The sequence below is a fragment of the Longispora urticae genome (assembly GCF_053902585.1).
In genome coordinates this window covers 42,505-64,586 of the sequence record NZ_JAQZSH010000027.1, presented here as the reverse complement: position 1 = coordinate 64,586, position 22,082 = coordinate 42,505, and the positions used below count along the sequence as shown (strand labels likewise).

The following is a 22,082-nucleotide window of genomic DNA, read 5'->3' as shown; positions in this document are numbered from 1 at the left end:
CCCAGTGCGGGTGAGCAGCGTCCCGCGCCCAGTTGGCATCGTGCCCTGCGTGGCGGGCACGATTGCCCGAGTCCGACGAGCTTCGAATCAGGCGAAGGAGGCACGCCTCCTACCCGCGCGAGTCTCGGAGCGGCGTCCGCCGCCTGCAGGTCAACCGTGCTGACAACTGATCGGGAAGCGGCCACCGCCCGCAAGTGGCTCCAGCCGACAGATCACGCCGAGGACACCTTCCCCGTCCAGCGATCCTCGACAAGCCGTCTTGCCCAGGGCGCCCGCGACCACCTCCCCAACGCGTTCACCGAGTCCGCCCTGCCGCCAGCGGACGCACGCCCCGCCGCGAACCCGCGCAGGACGGCTACGTCACCGTTCCCCGGCCGCAGCTCTCAGTCCTGCTGTCCGCGAAAGTGGGCGCTCGGGATGCTCGACCTCGGGCTGGGGCAGGTGGAGCCGGCGCAACCAAGCGGCGCCCACCGTCTGCATGGGCCGTGCGGGCGACGTGCACACGCGGCGCCCACCAGCCGCATGAGCGATGGAGGCGGCGCAGCCGCTGTGCCCACCGTCCGCGTGAACAATGGAGACGGCGCACCCAGGCGGCGCCCACCATCCGCGTGAGCAATGGAGGCGGCGCCCATCAGCCGCCCGGGCTCAGCAGTTCTCCGTCCAGCAGTTCGCGATGCCGTTCGCCCGGAGCAGCTCCAGGCTCCGCACCGTCTCCTCCGGCGTGCCGATCCCGATCGGATAGCGCCCGACCCGGTTCGCGTGCAGCGCCAACTCGATCGCGGCACCCAGGGCGACACCGGGCAGCGCCCGGTACACCGCGGTGACCGTGGAGTCCAGGGAGTGGGCTGTGTCCACGCCGAGGACCACGACCGAACCCGCCCCGCCGAGCTGCACCGGCTCCGGTCGCGGCAGGCCGGCCCGCAGCCGGGTCCACAGCGCGTCGAGCACCGGGTCGGCGTTCCCGAAGAGCATCCCGGTCGGGCGGAGTTCCTTGTCCGGGAACGTCGCCGCCGGCCGGGTCCCGGAGCACCGTTCGCACCAGCCGAGCAGCAGCTTGCCCTGCCGGAGCAGCTCACCCGGGGACTCGGCGGCGTGCACCACGTTCGCGAACGGGCCGTCCGCGAACCGCCACCGGATGGCGCGCTTCACCCGCCTGGCCGCCTCGTACGCGTCCGCGCCGGCCAGCGTGACCACCTGCGACGGGCCCCCGCCCAGGTACCGGTCGAGCAGGCCGAGCATGAGGCTGTGGCCCTCGTCCGAGTATTCGTTCCACAGGTAGCGGATGTCGGCGGGGGTCAGGGCGATCCGATGACGGCAGCGGATCTCCAGGCCCTCCGCCTCGATCTCACGCTCCACATGGGCCGACAGCCCGGCTCGCAGACAGTCAGGTTTGAGCAGGAGGAAGGCTTCCACCTGTTGTAGGCTACCCGCCGATCGCCTTGCGGAAATCAGCCACCAGGGTGCCGATCGCCGCCGGGGATTCACCCTCGACGATTCTCCGCATCACCGGTGCCCCGATGATCACGCCATCGGCTTCCTGACAGATCTGGGTCGCGTTCGCCGGCGTGGAGACCCCGACGCCGATCAGCACCGGCTTGTCCGTGATCGCCTTGAGCCTCCGGGCCAGGGTCAGGGAGGACTCCGCCAGCGAGGACCGCTCGCCGGTGACGCCCATCAGGCCCAGCCCGTACACGAAGCCGCGGGTGCGCTCGCAGATCACGGCCAGCCGCTCGTCGGAGCTGACCGGGGACGCGAGCAGCACGTGCTCGATCCCGACCGCCGACGCGTCGGCCTCCCACTCGCCTGACTCCTCGTGCGGCAGGTCCGGCAGGATCGTCGCGCAGATCCCGGCCTCGCCGATCCGCTCGGCGAACCGCTTGTGCCCCGGCTGGAGCACCAGGTTGTAGTAGGTCATGGCGATCAGCGGCGCCCGGTCGCGCCCGCCGCCGCTTCCGCCGCGCACTAGGTCGTCGACGATGGTGTCCACAGTGGTACCCCGTGCGAGCGCCAGCACCGAGGCCCGCTGGATCACCGGCCCGTCGATCGCCGGGTCGCTGAACGGCACCCCGATCTCGACCGCGTCGGCCCCGGCGTCGAGGGCCGCGTCCACGTACTCGGTCCAGTTCTCGGTGACGCCGCCCGTCACGTACGGAATCAGCAGCTTGCGCCCGCCGTCCCGCGCCGCCCGCAGCGTGTTCTCCAACCGTCCAGTCATGCCGTCGTCGCCTCTCCGAGCAGCCCGATCACAGTGTGCATGTCCTTGTCGCCGCGCCCGGACAGGTTGACCAGCACGGTCGAGCCGAGCGGGATCTCGCGGCCGGCCTCACGGATCACGTACGCGATGGCGTGGGCCGACTCCAGCGCCGGGATCAGGCCCTCCAGCCGGCTGAGCACCTGCACCGCCTCGAGCACCTCCTCGTCGTCCACCGTCGGGTAGTCGGCGCGGTGGATCGAGTCCAGATACGCGTGCTCGGGTCCGACGCCCGGGTAGTCGAGGCCCGCCGAGATGGAGTGCGCCTCCAGCACCTGGCCCTCGCGGTCCTGCAACAGCTGGCTCCGCGAACCGTGCACGACCCCGACCCTGCCGCCCCCGATCGCCGCCCCGCCGGCCGCCTGCACACCGACGAGCCGGGCGTTCGTGTCGACGTAACCGGCGAAGATGCCGGCCGCGTTCGACCCGCCGCCGACGCACGCGACGACCTGGTCCGGGTGGGCGCCGCCGAGGATCTCGAGGCACTGCTCGCGGGCCTCCTCGCCGATGATCCGCTGGAGCTCCCGGACCAGCCACGGATACGGGTGCGGGCCCATGACGGAACCGAGGCAGTAGTGGGTGTCGTGGGTGTTGGCCACCCAGTCGCGCATCGCCTCGTTGACCGCGTCCTTGAGTGTGCGGCTGCCGGAAGCCACGGGCACGACCTCGGCGCCCAGCAGGCGCATCCGGAACACGTTCAGCTCCTGGCGGGCCATGTCGACCTCGCCCATGTAGACCACGCAGTCGAGGCCGAGGAGCGCACAGGCGGTCGCCGTGGCCACCCCGTGCTGGCCGGCGCCCGTCTCGGCGACGACCCTGGTCTTGCCCATCCGGCGGGCGAGCAGCGCCTGACCGAGCACATTATTGATCTTGTGGCTGCCGGTGTGGTTGAGGTCCTCCCGCTTCACGAGCACCCGGACGCCCAACTTCTCGGACAGCCGGTGGCACTCGGTGACCGGCGTGGGCCGCCCGCTGTACTGCTTCAGCAGCCCCCGCAGCTCCGCGTGGAACGCCGGATCCGCCCAGGCGGCCGTGAACGCCTCCTCCAACTCGAGACAGGCCGGCACGATCGGCTCGGGGACGAACCGCCCGCCGAAATCCCCGAAGCGCCCGTCAGCCGTGGGCAGTCCCATCAACTCCGCACTCACAGTTTCCTCGATCCACCTGGAGGTCACGGGGGCTGGTCACGCCGGCCCCGCACCAAGAATGCCTCACCCGCACCCCGAAAGTCAATAATGAGAGTTCTAGAACTGTGCTTTTCAATCTGCTATAACTGTTCTAGAACTGATTGGGTGAGGCGAGGGTAGCGCCCGGTGACGCCTGGCTCACCAGGTCCGCCAGGTCCGCCAGGTCCGCCAGCCACAAGAATCTGGCAGGCACGCACGGCTGCGGACGACAGGCGGGCTCTTCGGATGGCAGACGCGCGCTTCGGACGACCAGCCCGGCACGACGCCAGCGCACGCCCGCAGACACGAGCCCGCGCGCGAACCAGCCCACGGCGAAGCCCAGCCCAAGGCGAAGCCCTGCCCACCGCCCCGCCCCACTGAACCGGCCGACTGAACCGGCCCGACTGAGCTGGCCCGACTGAACCGCCCCAGGCAAACACAGCCCGAGCCCGCCCCACCCACCAACAACAATGGCGGCCCCCAACCACCCGGAGCCGCCACCGAAAACCCAACCAACCCGATCAAGCCGACTTGTCGCGCCGCTCCCGATCCCGAGGAGCGCTCCGCGGAATATCCCGAGGGATGATCGTCGGATTCACGTTCTCCCGGACCACCGCTCGGGTGATCTCGACGCGGGCGACGTCGGAGCGGCTTGGCACCTCGTACATCACGGGGAGGAGCACCTCCTCCATGATCGCGCGCAGGCCACGGGCGCCGGTGCCCCGGAGGAGCGCCTGGTCGGCGATGGCCTCGAGGGCCTCCTCGTCGAAGACCAGTTCGACGCCGTCGAGCTCGAACAGCTTCTGGTACTGCTTGACGAAGGCGTTCTTCGGCTCGCTCAGGATCTTGATCAGCGCGGTGCGGTCGAGGTTGCGCACGTTGGTGATGACGGGCAGTCTGCCGATGAACTCGGGGATCAGGCCGAACTTCAACAGGTCGTCGGGCATGACCTGGTTGAAGATGTCGTCGGTGCTGACCTCTTCCTTCGACCGGATCTGGGCGCCGAAGCCGAGGCCCTTCTTGCCGATCCGCGACTCGATGATCTGGTCGAGCCCCGCGAACGCGCCACCGCAGATGAACAGCACGTTGGTGGTGTCGATCTGGATGAACTCCTGGTGCGGGTGCTTGCGACCGCCCTGGGGCGGCACGTTCGCGCTGGTGCCCTCGAGCATCTTCAGCAGCGCCTGCTGGACGCCCTCGCCGGACACGTCCCGGGTGATCGACGGGTTCTCGCTCTTGCGGGCGACCTTGTCGATCTCATCTATGTAGACGATGCCGGTCTCGGCCCGCTTGACGTCGTAGTCGGCGGCCTGGATGAGCTTGAGGAGGATGTTCTCGACGTCCTCGCCGACGTAGCCCGCCTCGGTGAGCGCGGTGGCGTCGGCGATCGCGAAGGGCACATTCAGCATCCGCGCGAGGGTCTGCGCCAGATGGGTCTTTCCGCAGCCCGTGGGGCCGATCATCAGGATGTTCGACTTGGCGAGCTCGACGACCTCACCGCCGCCGGGGCGGTTGCTGACCGACTCGGCCTGGATGCGCTTGTAGTGGTTGTACACCGCGACCGCGAGTGCGCGTTTCGCCTGTTCCTGGCCGACGACGTAGGCGTCGAGGAACTCGGAGATCTCCTTGGGCTTGGGCAGCTCGTCGAACTTGACGTCGCCGGCCTCCGAGAGCTCCTCTTCGATGATCTCGTTGCAGAGATCGATGCACTCGTCACAGATGTAGACGCCTGGGCCAGCGATGAGCTTCTTTACCTGCTTCTGCGACTTGCCGCAGAAGGAGCACTTGAGGAGGTCACCGCCATCACCGATTCGAGGTGCCACCTGCGTCACACTCCCTGTGCTCACGGTCTGAGGGCTCGCGCCCCGGACGTCCGAGACCCGCTGCTTTGACGTTACCTGGTTGGGGGCCCCATCGAGGCCCCCAAACCCGCATAACCTCCACCACTCGACGGCCACGGGGGCCGACGGTTGGCTACTAGCTGACGGCCCGGACCACGGCGTTCTTCTTCCGCGGCGCCTGGACGGTGTCGATCAGGCCGTACGCGAGCGCGTCCTCGGCCGTGAGGATCTTGTCGCGGTCGATGTCCTTGCGGACCTGCTCGATGGGCTGGCCCGAGTGGTGCGCGATGAGGTCCTCGAGCATCGTACGCATACGCAGGATCTCCCGCGCCTGGATCTCGATGTCCGACCCCTGACCGTAGCCGCCCTCGGTGGCCGGCTGGTGGATGAGCACCCGGGAGTTCTGCAGGGCGACCCGCTTGCCCGGGGTGCCGGCCGCGAGGAGCACGGCGGCGGCCGAGGCGGCCTGACCGAGGCACACGGTCTGGATGTCCGGCCGGATGAACTGCATCGTGTCGTAGATGGCCGTCATCGCGGTGAACGAGCCACCCGGCGAGTTGATGTACATGACGATGTCGCGGTCCGGGTCCGTGGACTCCAGGACCAGGAGCTGGGCCATGATGTCGTTCGCCGAGGTGTCGTCGATCTGGACGCCGAGGAAGATGATGCGCTCCTCGAACATCTTGTTGTACGGGTTGGACTCCTTGATCCCGTACGACGTGCGCTCGACGAACGACGGCAGGATGTACCGGTTGGTGACCGGCGCGAACTGCGAAGAAGGCGTGTTCAGGTTCATGGTCTCTTCTCCGTCAGCCGTCAGTTATCGGTGCCGGCACCAGCGGGAACCTGCGCGGCCCCGGTGATCACCTTGTCGATGAAGCCATACTCCAGCGCGGCCTCGGCCGTGAACCAGCGGTCACGGTCGGAGTCGGTCGCGATCTGCTCGATGGTCTGGCCGGTGTGGTACGCGATCCGCTCGTGCATCAGGTGCTTGGTGAACACCATCTGCTCGGCCTGGATCGCGATGTCCGCTGCGGTGCCGCCGATGCCGCCGGAGGCCTGGTGCATCATGATCCGCGCGTGCGGCAGGGCGTAACGCTTGCCCTTGGTGCCGGCGCAGAGCAGCATCTGGCCCATCGAGGCGGCCATGCCCATCGCGACGGTGGCCACGTCGTTCTTGATGAACTGCATGGTGTCGTAGATGGCCATGCCCGAGTAGACGGAGCCGCCCGGCGAGTTGATGTAGAGCCAGATGTCGCGCTCGGCGTCTTCGGCGGCGAGCAGCAGCAGCTGGGCGCAGATCCGGTTGGCCGACTGGTCGGTCACCTCACTGCCCAGGAAGATGATCCGCTCCTTGAGCAACCGGTTGTAGACCGAGTCGTCGAGGTTGCCGAGACTTTCGGCCCCGCGTGCGACCGGGGAATGCAGGTCGGTCATGGCAGCCCTTCGCCGTACCACCCGGCGCGCTGATCACGCCGGTCGGGGGTTTTCTTATCTGCGACCCTAGCCGGTGCCGCCGACAAACCGGCCCCATGAAGGGCCCGTTTCGCTCCGCGCTGAAAACGGCCAGAAGACGCGGACGGCGCGCGACCCTCGCCTGGGCCACGCGCCGTCCGCGGACGAACTATTCGGCCTCGACGGCCGGGGTGCCGCGCAGCTCGTCGACCTTGAGCTCCGCGCCGGTGGTGTCCGTGATCTTGATGTTCTCGACGACCTGGGCGAGGGCCTTGCCCCGACGGACGTCACCGAACACCGAGCCGGCGACGCCGGCCCGCACGAGCTGGTCGTAGTACTGCTGGGGCGCGACGCCGGACTGCTGGGCCCGGTGCACGATCTCCTGGCCGAACTCGTCGTCGGAGACCTGGACGTCCTGGTCCTCGGCGATCGCGTCGAGGAGCAGCTGGATCCGGACGGCCTTGGTCGCCGACTCGGTCAGCTCGGCCGTGAGGCCCTCCTCGGTCTGGTCCTCCGCCTTGAGGTACTCCTCCAGGTTCGCGCCGACCCGCTGGAGCTGCTCGAGCATGGACTCCTTGCGGTGCTCGACCTCCTCGGCGACGACGGACTCGGGCGCGGGCACGTCGACGGCCTCGATCAGGGCGTCGATCGCCTTGTCGCGGGCGGACATGAGCTGCTCCATGCGCTTGACCCGGGTGAGCCGGGTACGCAGGTCGTCGCGGAGCTCCTCGAGCGTGTCGAACTCGCTGGCCATCTGGGCGAACTCGTCGTCCAGCTCCGGCAGCTCCTTCTCCTTCACGCCCTTGATCGTGACGGCCACGTCGGCGTCGCGGCCGGCGAACTCGCCAGCGACCAGCGCGGTGGTGAAGGTGGTCGACTCGTCGGCGGACAGGCCGACGACGGCCTCGTCCAGGCCCGGCAGCAGCTGGCCGCTGCCGACCTCGTGCGAGATGCCGCTGGCGGAGCCGCCCTCGACGTCCTTGCCGTCGACGGTGGCGTTGAGGTCCAGCGTGACGTAGTCGCCGTTGGCGACCGCGCGCTCGACGCCCTTGAGCGTGGCGAACCGGTCACGGAGGCTGTTGACCTGCTCGTCGACCTGCTCGTCGGTGAGCTCGAGCTCGTCGACGGTGACGCTGATGCCGGAGAAGTCCGGGAGGGTCAGCTCGGGGCGGACGTCCACCACGGCGGTGAACTTCAGCGGCTCGCCGTCGGCCAGCTCCTGGACGTCGATGTCGGGCCGGCCGATCGTCTTCACGTCGTGGGCCTGGACCGCCGCCATGTACTGCTCCGGCAGGGCCTCCTGGACGGCCTCGCTGAGCACCGCGCCCCGTCCGATCCGCTGGTCGATCACCGCTGCCGGGATCTTGCCCTTCCGGAAGCCGGGGATCGAGACCTGCTGGGCCAGCGTGCGGTACGCCTTCTTGAGGCTCGGCTCGAGCTCAGCGAAGGGCACCTCGATGGACAGCTTCACCCGGGTCGGGCTAAGGGTCTCCACGGTGCTCTGCACGGGCGTACTCCTTGATTGGTTTGCGGTCGTAAGAGGTCTGACCGAACGAGTTTAGACAAGCGTCGCCTGCCTGACATGGCTGGGACCCGAACAGGAAGCACAGGTCACAGTCTGTGTCGGGATGACAGGATTTGAACCTGCGACCCCTCGCTCCCAAAGCGAGTGCGCTACCAAGCTGCGCCACATCCCGGTCGAACCTCCGGGAGTCTACCCGCTAAGCTGGGGGCGCGCCTCGGCGCATGCGGGCGTAGCTCAATGGTAGAGCTTCAGTCTTCCAAACTGACTACGCGAGTTCGATTCTCGTCGCCCGCTCCACCCGTGAGGCCCCGGTCACCACACCGGGGCCCTCGTCGTTCGCGCGGGAGCCTATCCGGCCAGCGCGCCCAATCCGGCCAGAAGCTCCCACCGCTCCCCCTCGGTCAGCGCCGCGTAGACCGGCGCGTCCCGCCGGTTGGTGTCGGCCTCGACGGCGTCGCGCACCGGCCCGTCCGCCAGCGCCCGGACGCCGTCGACCGTCAGTCCGGCGGCGGCCCACGCGGCCCGGTGCGCGTCGCCCCGGTGGTGCCGCAACGCCCCGAGCCGGTTCATCAGCAGCAGCGCGGGCGAGGCGTCGGCGGGTTCGAAGACCGGGGCCAGGGTCGCGAAGGCGGGTCCTCCGGTGGGTGCCCCGGCCGCCACGAGGGTGCCGACGAGCTCCGCCAGTCTGGGTACGACGGCCAGCCCCGGCATCGTGGCCACCGACGTCCGGGACCACAGTTCCGCGGCGGCCTCGGCGGTGGCGTCCTGGATCGCGAGCGCCAGGGTCCGGCCCAGGTCGGTGAGGTGCCACGCGCCGTCCGGGCCGACGACCGTGACCCCCGCGGCGAGTTCGTCGGTCATGTCGTTGCCGACGTAGGCGAGGGCCGCGTCGAGGCCCTCGGCGGACATCGGCCGGGCGAGGAGCCCGAAGTAGAAGCTCAGGATGAAACCGGGGTGCACGCCGAACTTCTCGATCACGGCGCGTCCGCGTTCCCGTCCGGCGGCGCGGGCGGTGCTGTAGACCCGGTCGACGACGGGGCGGATGAGGGCGGCGTACTGCTCGGTCACGGGGGCTCCTGGGATCACAAGGGCATCAGATGGGTACGCAGCGCGGCCACGGTCGCGGGCGGCACCCCGATCGAGGAGACGTACCCGTCGAGGCTGCCGTGCCGGGCGCGCAGTTCGGTGAGGAACAGGGACATGGCGTCGCCGGGGCAGGCGCTGAAGGGCGGGAAGTGTCCGGCCCCGTGGCCGTACCCGGCGGCGAGGCGGGCGGTGACCAGGTGCACGGTGTCGGCGGTGCGGGCGTAGTCGGCGACGATGGCCTGGTCGGACGCGCCGAGCAGGCCGAGGACCAGGGCGGCGAGGACGCCGGTGCGGTCCTTGCCCCCGGCGCAGTGGAAGACGACCGGGCCGGCGTCGGGGGTGGCGAGCAGGTCGAGGCAGGTGGCCAGTTCGGCGGCGCCCTCGTCGGTGAGGTCGAGGTAGCGGTCGCACAGGTACCGGGCGACGCCCTGGGACTCGTCGTAGGCGACGGTGTCCCAGAACGTCCTCAGCAGGGAGAGGTTGCGGTAGTCCACGGCGGAGTCGGGGCGGATCCGGCCCTGGGTGGACACTTCCTCGGGGGTGCGCAGGTCGAGGACGGTGCGCACGCCCAGTTCCCGGAAGCGTTTCCACTCGGCGTCGTCGAGCTGGGTGAGCGCGTCCGAGCGGTACACCCGACCGGGGCGAATCCGGTCACTGTCCGCTGTGGATAAGTCACGGAAGTTGAACGCGTTGGTGAACATCGCGTCACCGTAACCACGCGACTACGCGCCCGACATCAGCCGGGCGCGCAGAGTTGTGTGCCGGTTACGGCTTGAGTGGGGGGTACGTCGGGTCGAGGTGACCACCCTCCTTGAGCTGCACGTACAGCGGGACCTCGCTCGGGAAGTGGCCCCACGCGTGGTCGCCGCCCTCCACCCGGTCCACGGCGCGCCCGTCGAGCAGGTCGCACATCTGGCGCTGCACGGGGGTCAGCTCGTCGAAGGAGGTGGGCTTCTCGTCGCGGATGGCGATCCACCGGTACGTGTACCCGAAGAAGGCGACCTTGCGGGTGAAGTCCGAGTAGTTGTTGGACCGGGCGTGCCAGATCCGCCGGTCGAAGAAGACCACGTCGCCGGGGTCGACCTGCACCTCGATGGCGCCCTCGGGGTTGGGCCACTCCATGTCGCGGCGCGGCGGACCCTGGATCCAGTTGGTCTTGTGGCTGCCGGGCACGACCTGGAGGTTGCCCCGGCCGGGCTCGGACAGGTCGGTGAGGAAGAAGGCGAGCTTCACGGAGAGCTGCGGACGCGGGTCCGTCTCGATCTCGCGGTTCTGCCGGCCGCCGTCCTGGTGCCACTCGAACCGGGCGGGCTTGTGCACCTCGATCTTGGGGTGCACGTCGAGGTGCGAGTGGTAGACGTGCACGTTCCAGCCGATCGTCGACCAGACGAGCGGGAAGACCTTCTCGTGGGTCATCAGACCGGCGAGCTCGGGGCAGCTGGCGACGGCGCTCAGCTTGTGCAGCGAGCCGTCGGCGCCGAGCTTCCCGGCTGCGGCGTGCTCGGCGTAGACCCGGTCCATCGCGGCGGTGTAGTGCGCGATCTCCTCCGGGGTGAGCACCCCGCGGATGATGAGGTAACCGTCGCGGTCGAACTGTTCGCGCTGGTCCGGGGTCATGGCGAGCTCGGCCGCCGGGGCGTGGGCGGTTGCGGTCAACGTGCTCTCCTCCGTGAAGGGTGCTGGAGTCCGGGGTGACGGGCACCGACTACGAGGTCGGCGTCGCACAGGCCACCTCGGCAAGTAGACGCTTCGGAGACTACTTTGCGTGGCGAATGTGACTCACGTCACGTCGAATTGACCGGCATCGACGCGGAGCAGGTGACGGAAATCAACTGATAAGACGTGACAGCCAGCCAGTACTGTCCAGGTACTGCAGCCCTGTGACCGCAAGGAATAGCGCCACTACTATGTGTGACACCCGCGCGCTCTTCCGGGTCTTCCCCCACCAGCGCACGATGATCAGCAGCCCGACGAGCCGGCACAGCCCGAACACGCCCAGCCCGATCAGCAGCTCGAACACGAACGCGCCGAACTTGCCGCCCAGCCCCCCGAAGCCCCCGGCGAACGCCCAGATCCCCCAGCACACGAACGAGAACGCCGCGCCCACCGCGCTGAACTCCCAGCCCCGGGCCAACAGCTCCAGCCGCTCCCCGAACGACAGGGTCGGCTCCCGGTGCCGCTCACGGATCTCGGCGGTCGGCTCCTGCTGCTTCTCCTGCGGCTTCGGCACCGACGCCCGGCCGGCCGGGCCCTGGTCGCCCTGCGGGGAGAGCTGGGTCCGCTCGGGCGGCGCGACCCTCGTCCGGTCGGCCGGCGAGGACCCGGGGCCGTTCGGGGCGACCCTGGTCCGGTCGAGCGGGGCGGTGGCCTGCGGTGCCGGGCGCTGCCGGGCGTCGAACGCGGCGGTCGGCTGGTGGTGGGCCTGCTGCGGGCGGGCGTCGCGGTACGGGTCCACGGGCGGCCGGTACGGCGCCGGGGACACCGGGTGCGCGAACACCTGGTTCTGCACGGGCGGCACCGCGTACGCCGGGCTCGGGGTCGGCACCGCCGGCCGGGCCAGCACCTCGCGCAGGTGCACCAGCTCGCGTTCCAGGTTCTCGATCCGGGCGAAGGCCCCCGTGTCCGTGCCAGCCACCGGCTGCTTCGGCGGGGTCACGGTCGCCCGGCCCACGGTGCGGCTCGGGGCCGCCGACATCCAGTCCACCCCGATGTCGGGGACCCCGGCGGCGCGGACCAGTTCGACCAGGTCGGACACCCACGTGGACAGCTGCGCCGTGGTCGGCCGGTGCGCCGGCTCGTCGGCCAGCGGGGCGAGCAGGTGGTCGCGGAGCTTCGGCCGGGACTCCAGCATCGGGTGCGAACGCAGGGTCGCCCACGGCGGCGGCGGGGCGTCCGGCTGCTCCGGGCCCGTGTGCTCCATCCGGGGGAAGGCGCCGGTGACCAGGTAGTAGGCCACCGCGCCGAAGCCGTGCACGTCGTAGGCGGGGCCCACGGTGCCGCTGAACGCCTCGGGGCCGCCGGCCTCGACCGTGTACGCGATCTGGGTGATGTGGTCCCGGCGGTGGTACCGCGCGCCGGTGAAGTCGATCAGGCGGATCTCGCCGCTGGGCAGCACCATCACGTTGGACGGCTTGATGTCCATGTGCAGCACGGGGCACGCCGACGGGTCCTCCGGGAGGTGCAGCTCCTTGAGGATCCGGGCGAGGAACGCCAGCGAGGCGGGCGCGTTGAGCAGCCGGCCGCCGGCGTGCCGCTGGGACACGTACTCCCGGAGGTTGACGCCGGGCACGTAGTCGTAGACCTGGATCGGGACGGCGTCGCCGGGCGGGGGCAGCTCACCGGGCGGGTGCGGCGGCGGGCCCCAGAAGCCGTCCGCGCGCCGGCAGATGCCGGGGACGCCCCGGTTGTTGAGGTCCATCAGGGCCGCGTCGCCCTTGTCCCAGGACCGCAGCTCGTCGGCGATCGGCCGGAGCGGGTCGACCCGGAAGACCTTCACGGTCATCGGGGCGGAACTGACTCCACTGCAGACCCGCACCGCCCGGTAGACCTCGGCCTGGCCACCGGAGCCGAGGTGCTGCACCAGGCGGTATCTCTGGTGGGTTTCCGGCAACGGGCCGGCGGGCCCACAGACGAGATCGAGAAGTTCGGTCACTTCCCGAGATTAGCCTTGAATCCCGCGATGTACTCGTCCAGCGACCGCGTGGTCGTCCAGCCGAGCTGGCGGGCCTTGTCCGAGTCGGCCGCGCCGCGCTCGCGTTCGCCGCGCAGCGCGGGCACCATCTCGATCTCGCCGCCGAACATCTCCGCGACCTCCAGCAGGGTCCACTCGCGGTTCGCGCCGAGCAGGTAGCCGTCGCCCTTGCCGTGTTCGTAGCAGGTCAGGATGCCCGCGACGATGTCGTCGATGTGGGTGAAGTCGCGGGTCTGGGTGCCCGGGGAGACCACGGGCAGCGGCTCGCCGGCCTCGGTGCGGGTCTCGAAGATGCCGATCACGGTCGCGTACCGGCCCGTCTTGATCTGTCCGGGACCGTACACGTTGTAGAAGTAGGTGATCACGTGGTCGAGCCCGTACCAGGCGTCGAAGTTCGTGATGTACTCGACGTTCTTCGCCTTCGTCCACGCGTACGGGTTCAGGTGCTCGTCCTGGCCCTCGTTGCCGAACTTGGAGCTCGACGCCGCGTAGACCAGCCGCGCGCCGTGCGCGTGGCAGAGCTTCACGACCTCCTTGGTGCCCCGGAGGTTGAGCTCCCACACCAGGTCGGGCTCGTCGAAGGACTGCGGGATCCGCGAGTACTCCCCCAGGTGGAAGACCGCTTTCAGCGGCGGGAGGTCGAGGGCGTTCACGTCGACCGTGCTGCCCTCGAGGTATGTGACCCGGGCGTCGTCGACGTGCGCGGCGCGGGTGCCCGTGAGGTAGTTGTCGAGGGAGACGATCTGCGACGCCGGGTAACGCTCCAGCAGAGCACGAATCACGTTACTGCCCACGAAGCCGGCACCGCCGGTCACCAGATAGGTCTCCATGCTCACTCTCCGTCGAAAACAGTCTCCTTGCTGACACCTACGCTACCGTCACAGGTGTGAAGGACTTCGGCCGACGCGGCGGTGAGGACCCGGACCGCGGGCTGCGCGGGCTCGTGGGCCCCGGCTCGTCGCAGGTCAGCGTGGGGGCGGCGTTGCGCGCCCGGGACGCGGCGAGACCCACCGCGGAGGACCTGGCGACCGCCGACGAACAGGTGGTCGTGGTCCGCCGCAACTGGGTCCCGCCAGAGCAGTTGTCCTAGTTACTTGGTCTCGTAGGCGCTGATCAGGGCGATCCGGCGGTTGTGCCGCTCGACGCCCGAGAACGGCGTGGTCAGGAACGCGGTCACGATCTCGGTGGCCCCGTCCAGGGTGTGCATCCGGGCGCCGATGCCGATGACGTTGGCGTCGTTGTGCTCGCGGGCCAGCTGCGCGGTCTCCACGCTCCACGCCAGGGCGGCGCGCACCCCGACGACCTTGTTCGCGGCGATCTGCTCGCCGTTGCCCGAGCCGCCGATCACGACGCCCAGGCTGCCGGGGTCGGCGACGACCCGCTCACCCGCGTCGATGCAGAACGGCGGGTAGTCGTCCTCGGCGTCGTAGGCGTGCGGGCCGCAGTCGACGACCTCGTGCCCCTCCTTGGACAGGACGCTGGCCAGGTGGGTCTTCAGTTCGTAGCCGGCGTGGTCGGCTCCCAGGTAAACGCGCATGCGGCCACTATTCCATCCGGCCGGGTCCGGCCCGGCGGCGGTGGCTCGCGTCGCCCGACCGGGCGCACGTGCCCGGCCCCGACCGGGCATGGTGCGGCCCGGCACCCCGAGGGGCACCGGGCCGGCGTGCGCTACGCGCGGGGCAGCTCCGACAGCACGAGCCCGCCCCGGGCCTTCGGGGTGAACCAGGTGCTCTTCCGGGGGAGCTTGAGCCGGGACAGGTTGACCGCGACGAAGTCGTCCACGGTCACCGGCGCGATCAGGATGGCCAGGCTGGCCCGGCCGGCGTCGACCTCGTCGCACAGCCACGACGCCGGGTAGTCCCCGCCGACGTAGTTGATCTTCTTGTCGCCGGCGTCGAGGCCCAGCGCCTGGTTGAAGACCTGCTTCTCGACGAGCGCGTGGTCGAGCCGGTCCAGCACGCTGGCGTCGTCGGCCACCGGCAGCCGCAGGGCGTAACCCCTGCCGCCCTGGTAGACGTGGATGGTTCCGCCGGCGGTCGGCACCTCCGGGCGGCCGTCGAGTTCGACCAGCTCGCCGCCGAGCGCGGCCAGATCCAGTTCCACCCCCGAGACCAGTCGGTTGTACGGCTGGATCGCGATCGACTCCGGCGTCGTCACCACGGCGAGGAACTTGGGCAGGTGGCCGGTCTGGGCCGCCAGGCTGCGGTGGTTGCCGTCGGCGACGATCAGTTCGCCGCCGCCGGCCAGGGCCAGCACCGCGTCGCGGTCGGCCCCGGGGCCCAGCACCCAGATGGCGTGCTCCCGGCCGGCCTGGTCGGTGTCGGCGACGTCGGCGTCACCGAGCCGTTCGGTCAGCTCGGACAGCAGCGCGTGCAGTTCGGCACCCTTGCCGGTCTGCAGGAGGAGCACGGGCGAGAGCAGGTGCCCGACGGCCTCGGCGAGCGCGACCCGCTCCCGGACCTTCTCGATGAAGACGTCCTCGTTGCGGATGACCAGGCCTGGTTCGTCCGCGTTGGTGGAGATCTGGCTGGTGTCGACCAGGCAGAACACCCCGAACGAGCCCTTGCCGAGCCGGTAGACGGCGACGATCTCCTCGGCAGGGGTGTACCTGCCCTGCTCCTTGGCCGCGGTCAGCCGGGCCGCGGCGTCGGGCAACGATTCGGTGAAGGATTTGCCCAGGCTCTCCGGTGCGCGGTGCGGCATCTCCACACCCAACGCGCTGACCGGATTGGCACTGATAATGGCGGTGATTTCGGCGTCATCGGCGAACTCGTCGTAGTTCTGTGCTCCTGTGCCACCGGCAGAGACCCAGGCCCTGCTGATGGGGTACGCGACGGTCATGGTCAAAACCCTACCGGCCACCCTCGGATCGGCCGGCTCCGGTGGCGCGGTACCCCCGGAATTGTGCAAGACTTCCTTCCGATATCTGTGCCGTCACCGCCGATGGAGGATTATTCAGGTGGCAGGAACCCGAAACCTCGCCCAGACCGAGGCGGTCGAACGCGCCCGGCTGCTCGAGGTGCTCTCGTACGACATCTCCCTGGATCTCACCGACGGCGGCGGGAAACCGGGCGACCGGACGTACCGCTCGCGGTCGGAGATCCACTTTACCAGCACCGAGCCGGGTGCGGACACGTTCATCGAGGTCGCGGCCGACTCGATCGAGTCCGCGACGCTGAACGGCGTCGAGCTCGACCTCTCCGAGTGGTCCGGCGAGAAGGGCCTCGCGGTCCCCGGTCTCGCCGCCGACAACGTCCTCGTGGTGGTCGGCCAGTTCCTCTACTCGAACTCGGGCATGGGCCTGCACAAGTTCGTCGACCCGGTCGACGGCGAGGTGTACCTCTACTCGCAGTTCGAGACCGCCGACGCGCAGCGCACCTACGCGTGCTTCGACCAGCCGGACCTCAAGTCCGTGGCGACCTGGCACGTGACCGCCCCGCAGCACTGGAAGCTGATCTCCAACGCGCCCGTCGCGTCCGTCGAGGACCACGAGACCGGCGCGAAGGTCACGCACTTCGAGCAGGGCGCGAAGATGAGCACGTACATCAACGCGCTGTGCGCCGGGCCGTACCACGAGGTCAAGAGCTCGCACGACGGCATCGACCTCGGGTTGTACTGCCGCCAGTCGCTCAAGGAGCACTTCGACCCCGAGGACATCCTGCTGATCACCCGGCAGGGCTTCGACTTCTTCCACGAGCAGTTCGGGGTGCGCTACCCGCTGCCGAAGTACGACCAGATCTTCGTGCCGGAGTACAACGCCGGGGCGATGGAGAACTTCGGCTGCGTCACGTTCGCCGAGGACGCCTACGTGTTCCGGTCGGCGGTGACCGACTTCGAGTACGAGCAGCGCGCCAACACCATCCTGCACGAGATGGCGCACATGTGGTTCGGCGACCTCGTCACCATGCAGTGGTGGGACGACCTGTGGCTGAACGAGTCGTTCGCCGAGTGGGCGAGCCACTGGTGCAACGCGAAGGCCACCCGGTTCACCGACGCGTGGACGACGTTCCTGTCCGCCCGCAAGGCCTGGGGCTACCGGCAGGACCAGATGTCCAGCACCCACCCGGTGTACTGCGACACCCCGGACGTCGAGGCGGTCGAGGTCAACTTCGACGGCATCACCTACGCCAAGGGTGCGAGCGTGCTCAAGCAGCTCGTCGCGTACGTGGGCGAGGAGCCGTTCGTCGCCGGCCTGCGGCAGTACTTCGCGCAGAACGCGTGGGGCAACGCCACCTTCGGCGACCTGCTCGGCGCGCTCGAGGAGGCCTCGGGCCGCAAGCTCGGCGAGTTCGCCGCGCAGTGGCTGGAGACCTCGCAGGTCAACACGCTGCGCCCGACCGTCGCGGTCGACGCGGACGGCAACTACACCTCGGTCGTGATCCACCAGACCGCCCCCGAGGGGTACCCGACGCTGCGCAACCACCGCATCGCCCTGGGCCTGTACGACCTCGACGGCTCCGCACTGGTCCTCCGCGACCGGATCGAGCTGGACGTGGCCGGCGAGGCCACCTCGGTCGAGGCCCTGGTCGGCGTGCGGCAGCCCGATGTCCTCCTCCTCAACGAGGACGACCTGACGTACGCGAAGACCCGGTTCGACGAGCGGTCGGCGGCCACCGTGCGCGAGCACATCGCCGGCTTCGCGAGCTCCCTGTCCCGTGGCCTGACCTGGGCCTCGGCCTGGGACGCGCTCCGCGACGGCGAGCTGCCGGCCCGCGACTACGTCCGCCAGGTCGCCGCGGGCCTGCCCGCCGAGACCGACATCAACATCGTCACGGTCATCGCGCGCCAGGTGAACTCCACGCTCAGCGCCTACGCGGACCCGTCCTGGGCCGCCGAGGGCTACGAGCTGATCGCCGGCACCGCCCGCGCGACCGTGGCCGCCGCCGCCCCGGGCAGCGGGCTCCAGCTCGCCTGGGCCCGGCTGTACACGAACACGGCCCGCTCGGCGGCCGACCTCGCCGTACTGCGGGGCTGGCTCGACGGCGTGGACGTCCCCGAGGGCCTGGCCATCGACACCGGCCTGCGCTGGCACCTCGTGCAGGCCCTCGTCGCCAACGGCCAGGCCACCGAGGCCGACATCGAGGCCGAGCTGGACCGGGACCCGACGGCGACCGGCAAGCAGGAGGCCGTCATGGCCCGGGCTCTGATCCCGACCGCCGAGGCCAAGGCCGCGGCGTGGGCGCAGCTCACCGGCGAGGGCGACCTCACCAACATGCAGGCCCGGTTCCTCGTGTTCGGGTTCCAGCACTCGACCCAGGTCGAGCTGATCGCGCCGTACACGGAGAAGTTCTTCGCCGAGGTCGCCCGGATCTGGGAGCTGCGGGACGGGGACATCGCCCAGATGTTCGCGGTCTTCGGGTACCCGAAGCTGCAGATCAGCGACGAGACGGTCGCCGCCTCCGACGCCTGGCTGGCCGACGCGAGCCACCCGGCGCCGCTGCGGCGGCTGATCGCCGAGGGGCGCGACGACATCGTGCGGGCGCTCGCGGCGCGGAAGTGCGACGTGGCGGCCGCCTAGCTGTCACCAGGTCAGGGGCCCGCACCGGTTGGTGCGGGCCCCTTTCCGTGCGCACGGGGCCCGGCCCGGACGGGCGCAGGGTCGGGCTGGGGCCGGTGCGGGCGACAGGGCCGGAAACGGCGTCAGGAGCCCGTCCCCAGGGCGGGGAGGGCTCCTGACGACGGAGAAAGAGGGTCTAGACCTTCTGGGTGTGCGAGGCCAGCTGGCTCAGGCCGGTGACGATGCCACCCGCCAGGTCGCCGCCCGTGAACGCCGCCGTCATCGAGAACGCCGCCAGCGCGCAGTCGCGGTCCGGGAGGCGCTTGCGGACCTTCTCGCCGGTGACGAGCTCCAGGACGCGCTGGTTCGGCGAGACCGCGATCAGGACGCTGTTGTCCGGGTCGGGCAGCTGGCTGTGCAGCTTCTCCGCGTGGCCGCGCACCGGGACGTGCAGGTCGCCGGCGTACACGCTGAAGGTCAGGCCGCTCTCGGAGTCGGCGAGGCGGAGGGCCTCGTCGATCCGGATCAGCTGCCGGGACGTGAAGGGGCCGTCGACGACCTCCGGGTACCAGGTCCGCGGGGCGTGCCCGTGCTCCTCGCCCGACACGGCGAGAGCGTTACCACTTGCCACTGGCTCCACCCTTCGTCCCCGCTGCGGCCGGCTGGACGCCGGTGAGTGCCGGAAGCTTCGCGCGCGACTCCTGCCCGGTCACCAGCAGCTCGGGCTGGGCCAGGAACCAGACGGGCGCGAACTCGAAGGAACGCCCCGGGCGGTACCGCTTCGCCTGGCGGGAGCTGGAACCGTAGACGATGGCGTAGACCAACGCGACGACGCCGAGCGCGCCTCCGACGACGAACAGCACCGTGTTCATCGAATATCCAAACATGGGTGTCACGGTATCGGAGACCGTGCCACCCGCGAGGCCAGGGGCTTAGTATTCCCACCGTGATCATCGAACGTGCATCCGCCGAGCGCCTCGACGCCGCCGATCCGCTGGCCGCCTTCCGCGACCGGTTCGCGCTCGGCACCGACGATCAGCTCATCTACCTGGACGGGAACTCCCTGGGCAGGCCGCCGAAGGCCACCCTGGAGCGGCTCCGGACCCTGTTCGAGGAGGAGTGGCAGACCCGGCTGATCCGGGGCTGGTCGACCTGGATCGAGCTCGCCCGGCAGGCCGGCGACGTCCTCGCGGGCGGGGTGGTGCAGGCGCGGCCGGGTGAGGTGATCGTCTCAGACTCGACCACCGTGAACCTGTACAAACTGGCGGTTGCCGCCCTCGACGCGCGCCCCGACCGGCGGGTGATCGTGACGGACGACGACAACTTCCCGACCGACCAGTACGTGCTCGCCGGGCTCGCCGAGGCCCGTGGCCTGCGGGTACGCAAGATCCGCACGGACATCGACGCCGGGGTGTCCCTGGCCGACGTCGTGGCGGCCCTCGACGACACTGTGGCGTTGGTCTCCCTGTCCCACGTGGCGTACCGGTCGGGCGCGATCGCCGACATGGCGGGCATCACCGCCGCCGCGCACGGGGTGGGCGCCCTGGTGCTGTGGGACCTGTCGCACTCGGCCGGCTCGGTGCCCGTACCGCTGACCGACGCGGACGTGGACCTGGCCGTGGGCTGCACGTACAAGCACCTCAACGGCGGGCCGGGCGCGCCGGCGTTCCTGTACGTCCGCGAGGACCTCCAGACGGCCCTGCGGCAGCCGATCTGGGGCTGGTTCGGCCAGCGGGACCAGTTCGAGATGGGCGACGACTACTCCCCCGCCGACTCGATCGACCGTTTCCTGGTGGGCACGCCCCCGGTCGCCGGCCTGTACGGGGCCCTGGAGGGCGCGAAGCTCACCTCCGAGGCGGGCATCGACGCGATCTACGCGAAGGCGCAGAGCCTCACGGAATTCATGATCGCCCTGCACGACGCCTGGCTGGCCCCGCTCGGCTTCACCCTGGCCACGCCCCGCGACGCCGCCCGCCGGGGCGCGCACGTGACCCTGCACCACAAGCAGGCGTGGCAGATCTGCCAGGCGTGGCAGGCCCGGGGCGTGGTCCCGGACTTCCGGACCCCGGAGCGGCTCCGGATCGGCCCGGCCCCGCTGTACACCCGGCACACCGATGTCTTCGACGCTTTCGCCCGGCTCCGGGACCTGGTGGCGGCGGGCGAGCAGGACGGCTTCCCGGCGGAGCGCGCCCGGGTCACATAGCGGGAGCCTCCCCGGGGCACATAGCAGCAGAAGTGCCCCGATGGGCAGAGTGCGGATACTTCTGTGTGGATATTGGGGGACTTCCCCGATGTACCCCTAAAAATGCTCTAATCTCCCTAGGCCCACCGAAGGGGGAGGCATGCGACGGCTACTGACCGCCCTGTCCGCAGGGACGATCCTGGCGCTGGGGGCGGGCACACCCGCCCTCGCCGCCGACAACATCGCGCTCGTGGTCGAGCCACAGTTGATCCAGACCGGCGGCACCGTGAAGCTGACGGCCAACAACTGCAAGGGCCAGACCGCCACCGCGACGTTCTCGCCGTCGACCGTCGGCCCGGTGACACTCAACCAGTCGGTGGGCAACAACTCCGTCTGGGCGAACGTCGTCATCCCGGCCGACGCCGCCACCGGGGTCTACACCATCACGGCGAACTGCAACGGCAGCGACGTGAAGGCGACCCAGAGCCTGTACGTGTACAAGGCCGCGCCCACCCCCAGCCACGGCCCCAACACCGGCGGCATCGCGCTCGACGGCGGCTCCGGCGCGGTCATGACCGCCACGGGCGTCGGGATCGCCGGCCTGGGCGGCATCGTCGGGCTGCTCGCCTGGCGGCGGCGCCGCGACGCGTAGCGGAACTGCTGTGCCGGCGGCCCGGGGTTCGCGGTTACTCGCCGCGTGCGCCGGGCTGCTCGTCCTCTTCGGCGTGTGGACGGTCGGCGCCGGGCTCGGCAGCTGGGCCTCCGCGCCCACCGGCCCCGACCCCGCCAGCGCCGTCCGCGCCCGGCCCGCGCCGCTCTTCTCCGTCGCGCCGCTGCGCCGGGCCAACCCGACCCGGGTGAAGATCCCGTCGATCGGGGTCAACGCGCCCCTCGTCACCGTCGGCCTCGACAAGGGCGAGGTCGGGGTGCCGTCGCTGGAGAAACCCACGATCGCCGGCTGGTACCGGCCCGGCCCGGCACCCGGCGAGGTCGGCCCCGCGATCCTGGTCGGGCACGTGTCCGGGAAGAAGGGCCCGGCCGTGTTCTACAAGCTCGGCGAGCTGAAGCCCGGGGCGCTGGTCGAGGTGTCCCGGACCGACGGCAAGGTGGCCGTGTTCCACGTCGACGGGGTCGAACGGTTCCCGAAGTCGAGGTTCCCCACGGCGCGGGTGTTCGGCGAGTACACGGGGCCCACGCTGCGGCTGATCACCTGCGGCGGGGCGTACGTGGGCGGGGAGCTGGGCTACGCGGACAACATCGTCGTGTTCGCGAGCCTGGCGAGGACGCGCTGAGCACCGGGCCGGGCCGGCGGGCGCCCGGAAAGGGGCGCGGGGCGGGCCGGCGGGCGCCGCGTGTGGCGGCCCGCGCTGGAGGTCGGGCCGCGCCCG

20 protein-coding genes, 2 tRNA genes and 1 pseudogene are annotated in these 22,082 nt (G+C 70.3%); 6 read left to right on the top strand and 17 right to left on the bottom strand.

Features of this window, described 5'->3' with window-relative positions; all coding sequences use genetic code 11:
* Positions 1-645: 645 nt before the first annotated feature.
* The 8 genes from PT931_RS16595 to PT931_RS16560 all read right to left on the bottom strand — a co-directional run bounded on the left by PT931_RS16595 (position 646) and on the right by PT931_RS16560 (position 8,410).
* On the bottom strand, positions 646-1,413 hold the full coding sequence (locus PT931_RS16595) for a hypothetical protein (RefSeq protein WP_456246635.1): 768 nt from the start codon (positions 1,411-1,413) through the stop codon (positions 646-648).
* A gap of 10 nt (positions 1,414-1,423) precedes the next feature.
* Positions 1,424-2,215, bottom strand: coding sequence for a tryptophan synthase subunit alpha (trpA, locus tag PT931_RS16590; protein ID WP_456246634.1), 792 nt, complete (start codon positions 2,213-2,215; stop codon positions 1,424-1,426).
* Complete coding sequence (trpB, locus tag PT931_RS16585) at positions 2,212-3,384, bottom strand: tryptophan synthase subunit beta (RefSeq protein WP_456246858.1); 1,173 nt, start codon at positions 3,382-3,384, stop codon at positions 2,212-2,214. Before trpB ends, trpA begins: the two co-directional genes overlap by 4 nt.
* A 554-nt stretch (positions 3,385-3,938) precedes the next feature.
* Entirely contained in the window at positions 3,939-5,249 is a 1,311-nt protein-coding gene (clpX, locus tag PT931_RS16580; RefSeq protein WP_456246857.1) for an ATP-dependent Clp protease ATP-binding subunit ClpX, read from the bottom strand.
* A 145-nt stretch (positions 5,250-5,394) separates the two neighbouring features.
* The gene (locus PT931_RS16575) at positions 5,395-6,054 is read right to left on the bottom strand and encodes an ATP-dependent Clp protease proteolytic subunit (RefSeq protein ID WP_363728130.1); all 660 of its coding nucleotides are present in this window, start codon (positions 6,052-6,054) and stop codon (positions 5,395-5,397) included.
* Positions 6,055-6,074: 20 nt separating this feature from the next.
* Positions 6,075-6,695, bottom strand: a complete 621-nt coding sequence (locus PT931_RS16570; RefSeq protein WP_363728129.1) for an ATP-dependent Clp protease proteolytic subunit — start codon at positions 6,693-6,695, stop codon at positions 6,075-6,077.
* Positions 6,696-6,882: 187 nt separating this feature from the next.
* The gene (gene tig / locus PT931_RS16565) at positions 6,883-8,220 is read right to left on the bottom strand and encodes a trigger factor (protein ID WP_456246633.1); all 1,338 of its coding nucleotides are present in this window, start codon (positions 8,218-8,220) and stop codon (positions 6,883-6,885) included.
* Between the two features lie 116 nt (positions 8,221-8,336).
* Positions 8,337-8,410 (bottom strand) — tRNA-Pro (locus PT931_RS16560).
* Between the two features lie 51 nt (positions 8,411-8,461).
* On the opposite strand from PT931_RS16560, the gene PT931_RS16555 reads away from it, so the two are divergent.
* Positions 8,462-8,535: transfer RNA gene (locus PT931_RS16555), tRNA-Gly, on the top strand.
* A gap of 51 nt (positions 8,536-8,586) precedes the next feature.
* On the opposite strand, the gene PT931_RS16550 is transcribed toward PT931_RS16555, so the two are convergent.
* From PT931_RS16550 to PT931_RS16530, 5 genes are all read right to left on the bottom strand, one after another.
* Positions 8,587-9,306 (bottom strand): hypothetical protein, encoded by a 720-nt coding sequence (locus PT931_RS16550; RefSeq protein WP_456246632.1) that lies wholly within the window; start codon positions 9,304-9,306, stop codon positions 8,587-8,589.
* 14 nt (positions 9,307-9,320) lie between these two features.
* The gene (locus tag PT931_RS16545) at positions 9,321-10,025 is read right to left on the bottom strand and encodes a tyrosine-protein phosphatase (RefSeq protein ID WP_456246631.1); all 705 of its coding nucleotides are present in this window, start codon (positions 10,023-10,025) and stop codon (positions 9,321-9,323) included.
* Between the two features lie 64 nt (positions 10,026-10,089).
* Positions 10,090-10,980, bottom strand: a complete 891-nt coding sequence (locus PT931_RS16540; RefSeq protein WP_456246630.1) for a phytanoyl-CoA dioxygenase family protein — start codon at positions 10,978-10,980, stop codon at positions 10,090-10,092.
* Positions 10,981-11,152: 172 nt separating this feature from the next.
* Positions 11,153-12,976, bottom strand: a complete 1,824-nt coding sequence (locus tag PT931_RS16535; protein WP_456246629.1) for a serine/threonine protein kinase — start codon at positions 12,974-12,976, stop codon at positions 11,153-11,155.
* Positions 12,973-13,845: an NAD-dependent epimerase/dehydratase family protein gene (locus PT931_RS16530; RefSeq protein WP_456246628.1), complete on the bottom strand. Its 873-nt coding sequence runs from the start codon at positions 13,843-13,845 to the stop codon at positions 12,973-12,975. The genes PT931_RS16535 and PT931_RS16530 overlap by 4 nt, the downstream gene beginning before the upstream one ends.
* Before the next feature lie 68 nt (positions 13,846-13,913).
* Here PT931_RS16530 and PT931_RS16525 point away from each other — a divergent pair.
* A pseudogene (locus PT931_RS16525) lies at positions 13,914-14,105 on the top strand (hypothetical protein); the annotation flags it as partial.
* On the opposite strand, the gene PT931_RS16520 reads toward PT931_RS16525, so the two are convergent.
* Both PT931_RS16520 and PT931_RS16515 read right to left on the bottom strand, forming a co-directional pair.
* Entirely contained in the window at positions 14,106-14,552 is a 447-nt protein-coding gene (locus tag PT931_RS16520) for a ribose-5-phosphate isomerase (RefSeq protein ID WP_456246627.1), read from the bottom strand.
* A gap of 131 nt (positions 14,553-14,683) precedes the next feature.
* Positions 14,684-15,856 (bottom strand): DUF1015 family protein, encoded by a 1,173-nt coding sequence (locus tag PT931_RS16515; protein ID WP_456246626.1) that lies wholly within the window; start codon positions 15,854-15,856, stop codon positions 14,684-14,686.
* A 118-nt stretch (positions 15,857-15,974) separates the two neighbouring features.
* Here PT931_RS16515 and pepN point away from each other — a divergent pair, with 118 nt between their 5' ends.
* Positions 15,975-18,533, top strand: a complete 2,559-nt coding sequence (gene pepN / locus PT931_RS16510) for an aminopeptidase N (protein WP_456246625.1) — start codon at positions 15,975-15,977, stop codon at positions 18,531-18,533.
* A 175-nt stretch (positions 18,534-18,708) separates the two neighbouring features.
* On the opposite strand, the gene PT931_RS16505 is transcribed toward pepN, so the two are convergent.
* Positions 18,709-19,119: a DUF5130 family protein gene (locus PT931_RS16505; RefSeq protein WP_363728552.1), complete on the bottom strand. Its 411-nt coding sequence runs from the start codon at positions 19,117-19,119 to the stop codon at positions 18,709-18,711.
* Positions 19,120-19,129: 10 nt separating this feature from the next.
* On the bottom strand, positions 19,130-19,399 hold the full coding sequence (gene ctaJ / locus PT931_RS16500) for an aa3-type cytochrome oxidase subunit CtaJ (RefSeq protein ID WP_363728119.1): 270 nt from the start codon (positions 19,397-19,399) through the stop codon (positions 19,130-19,132).
* Positions 19,400-19,458: 59 nt separating this feature from the next.
* Here ctaJ and kynU point away from each other — a divergent pair, with 59 nt between their 5' ends.
* The 3 genes from kynU to PT931_RS16485 all read left to right on the top strand — a co-directional run bounded on the left by kynU (position 19,459) and on the right by PT931_RS16485 (position 21,986).
* Entirely contained in the window at positions 19,459-20,715 is a 1,257-nt protein-coding gene (gene kynU / locus PT931_RS16495; protein WP_456246624.1) for a kynureninase, read from the top strand.
* 139 nt (positions 20,716-20,854) lie between these two features.
* Positions 20,855-21,346 carry a hypothetical protein gene (locus PT931_RS16490; RefSeq protein ID WP_456246623.1) on the top strand — a complete coding sequence of 164 codons (492 nt, stop codon included), beginning with the start codon at positions 20,855-20,857 and terminating at the stop codon, positions 21,344-21,346.
* Positions 21,347-21,356: 10 nt separating this feature from the next.
* Entirely contained in the window at positions 21,357-21,986 is a 630-nt protein-coding gene (locus PT931_RS16485) for a class F sortase (RefSeq protein ID WP_456246622.1), read from the top strand.
* Positions 21,987-22,082: the final 96 nt, after the last annotated feature.

Bases quoted from the DNA above. Each gene is read 5' to 3' on its own strand.
- trpA (WP_456246634.1), bottom strand. From the start codon at position 2,215: ATGACTGGACGGTTGGAGAACACGCTGCGGGCGGCGCGGGACGGCGGG.
- trpB (WP_456246858.1), bottom strand. From the start codon at position 3,384: ATGGGACTGCCCACGGCTGACGGGCGCTTCGGGGATTTCGGCGGGCGG.
- PT931_RS16575 (WP_363728130.1), bottom strand. From the start codon at position 6,054: ATGAACCTGAACACGCCTTCTTCGCAGTTCGCGCCGGTCACCAACCGG.
- PT931_RS16570 (WP_363728129.1), bottom strand. From the start codon at position 6,695: ATGACCGACCTGCATTCCCCGGTCGCACGCGGGGCCGAAAGTCTCGGC.
- PT931_RS16545 (WP_456246631.1), bottom strand. From the start codon at position 10,025: ATGTTCACCAACGCGTTCAACTTCCGTGACTTATCCACAGCGGACAGT.
- PT931_RS16530 (WP_456246628.1), bottom strand. From the start codon at position 13,845: ATGGAGACCTATCTGGTGACCGGCGGTGCCGGCTTCGTGGGCAGTAAC.
- PT931_RS16520 (WP_456246627.1), bottom strand. From the start codon at position 14,552: ATGCGCGTTTACCTGGGAGCCGACCACGCCGGCTACGAACTGAAGACC.
- PT931_RS16515 (WP_456246626.1), bottom strand. From the start codon at position 15,856: ATGACCGTCGCGTACCCCATCAGCAGGGCCTGGGTCTCTGCCGGTGGC.
- ctaJ (WP_363728119.1), bottom strand. From the start codon at position 19,399: ATGTTTGGATATTCGATGAACACGGTGCTGTTCGTCGTCGGAGGCGCG.
- PT931_RS16490 (WP_456246623.1), top strand. From the start codon at position 20,855: ATGCGACGGCTACTGACCGCCCTGTCCGCAGGGACGATCCTGGCGCTG.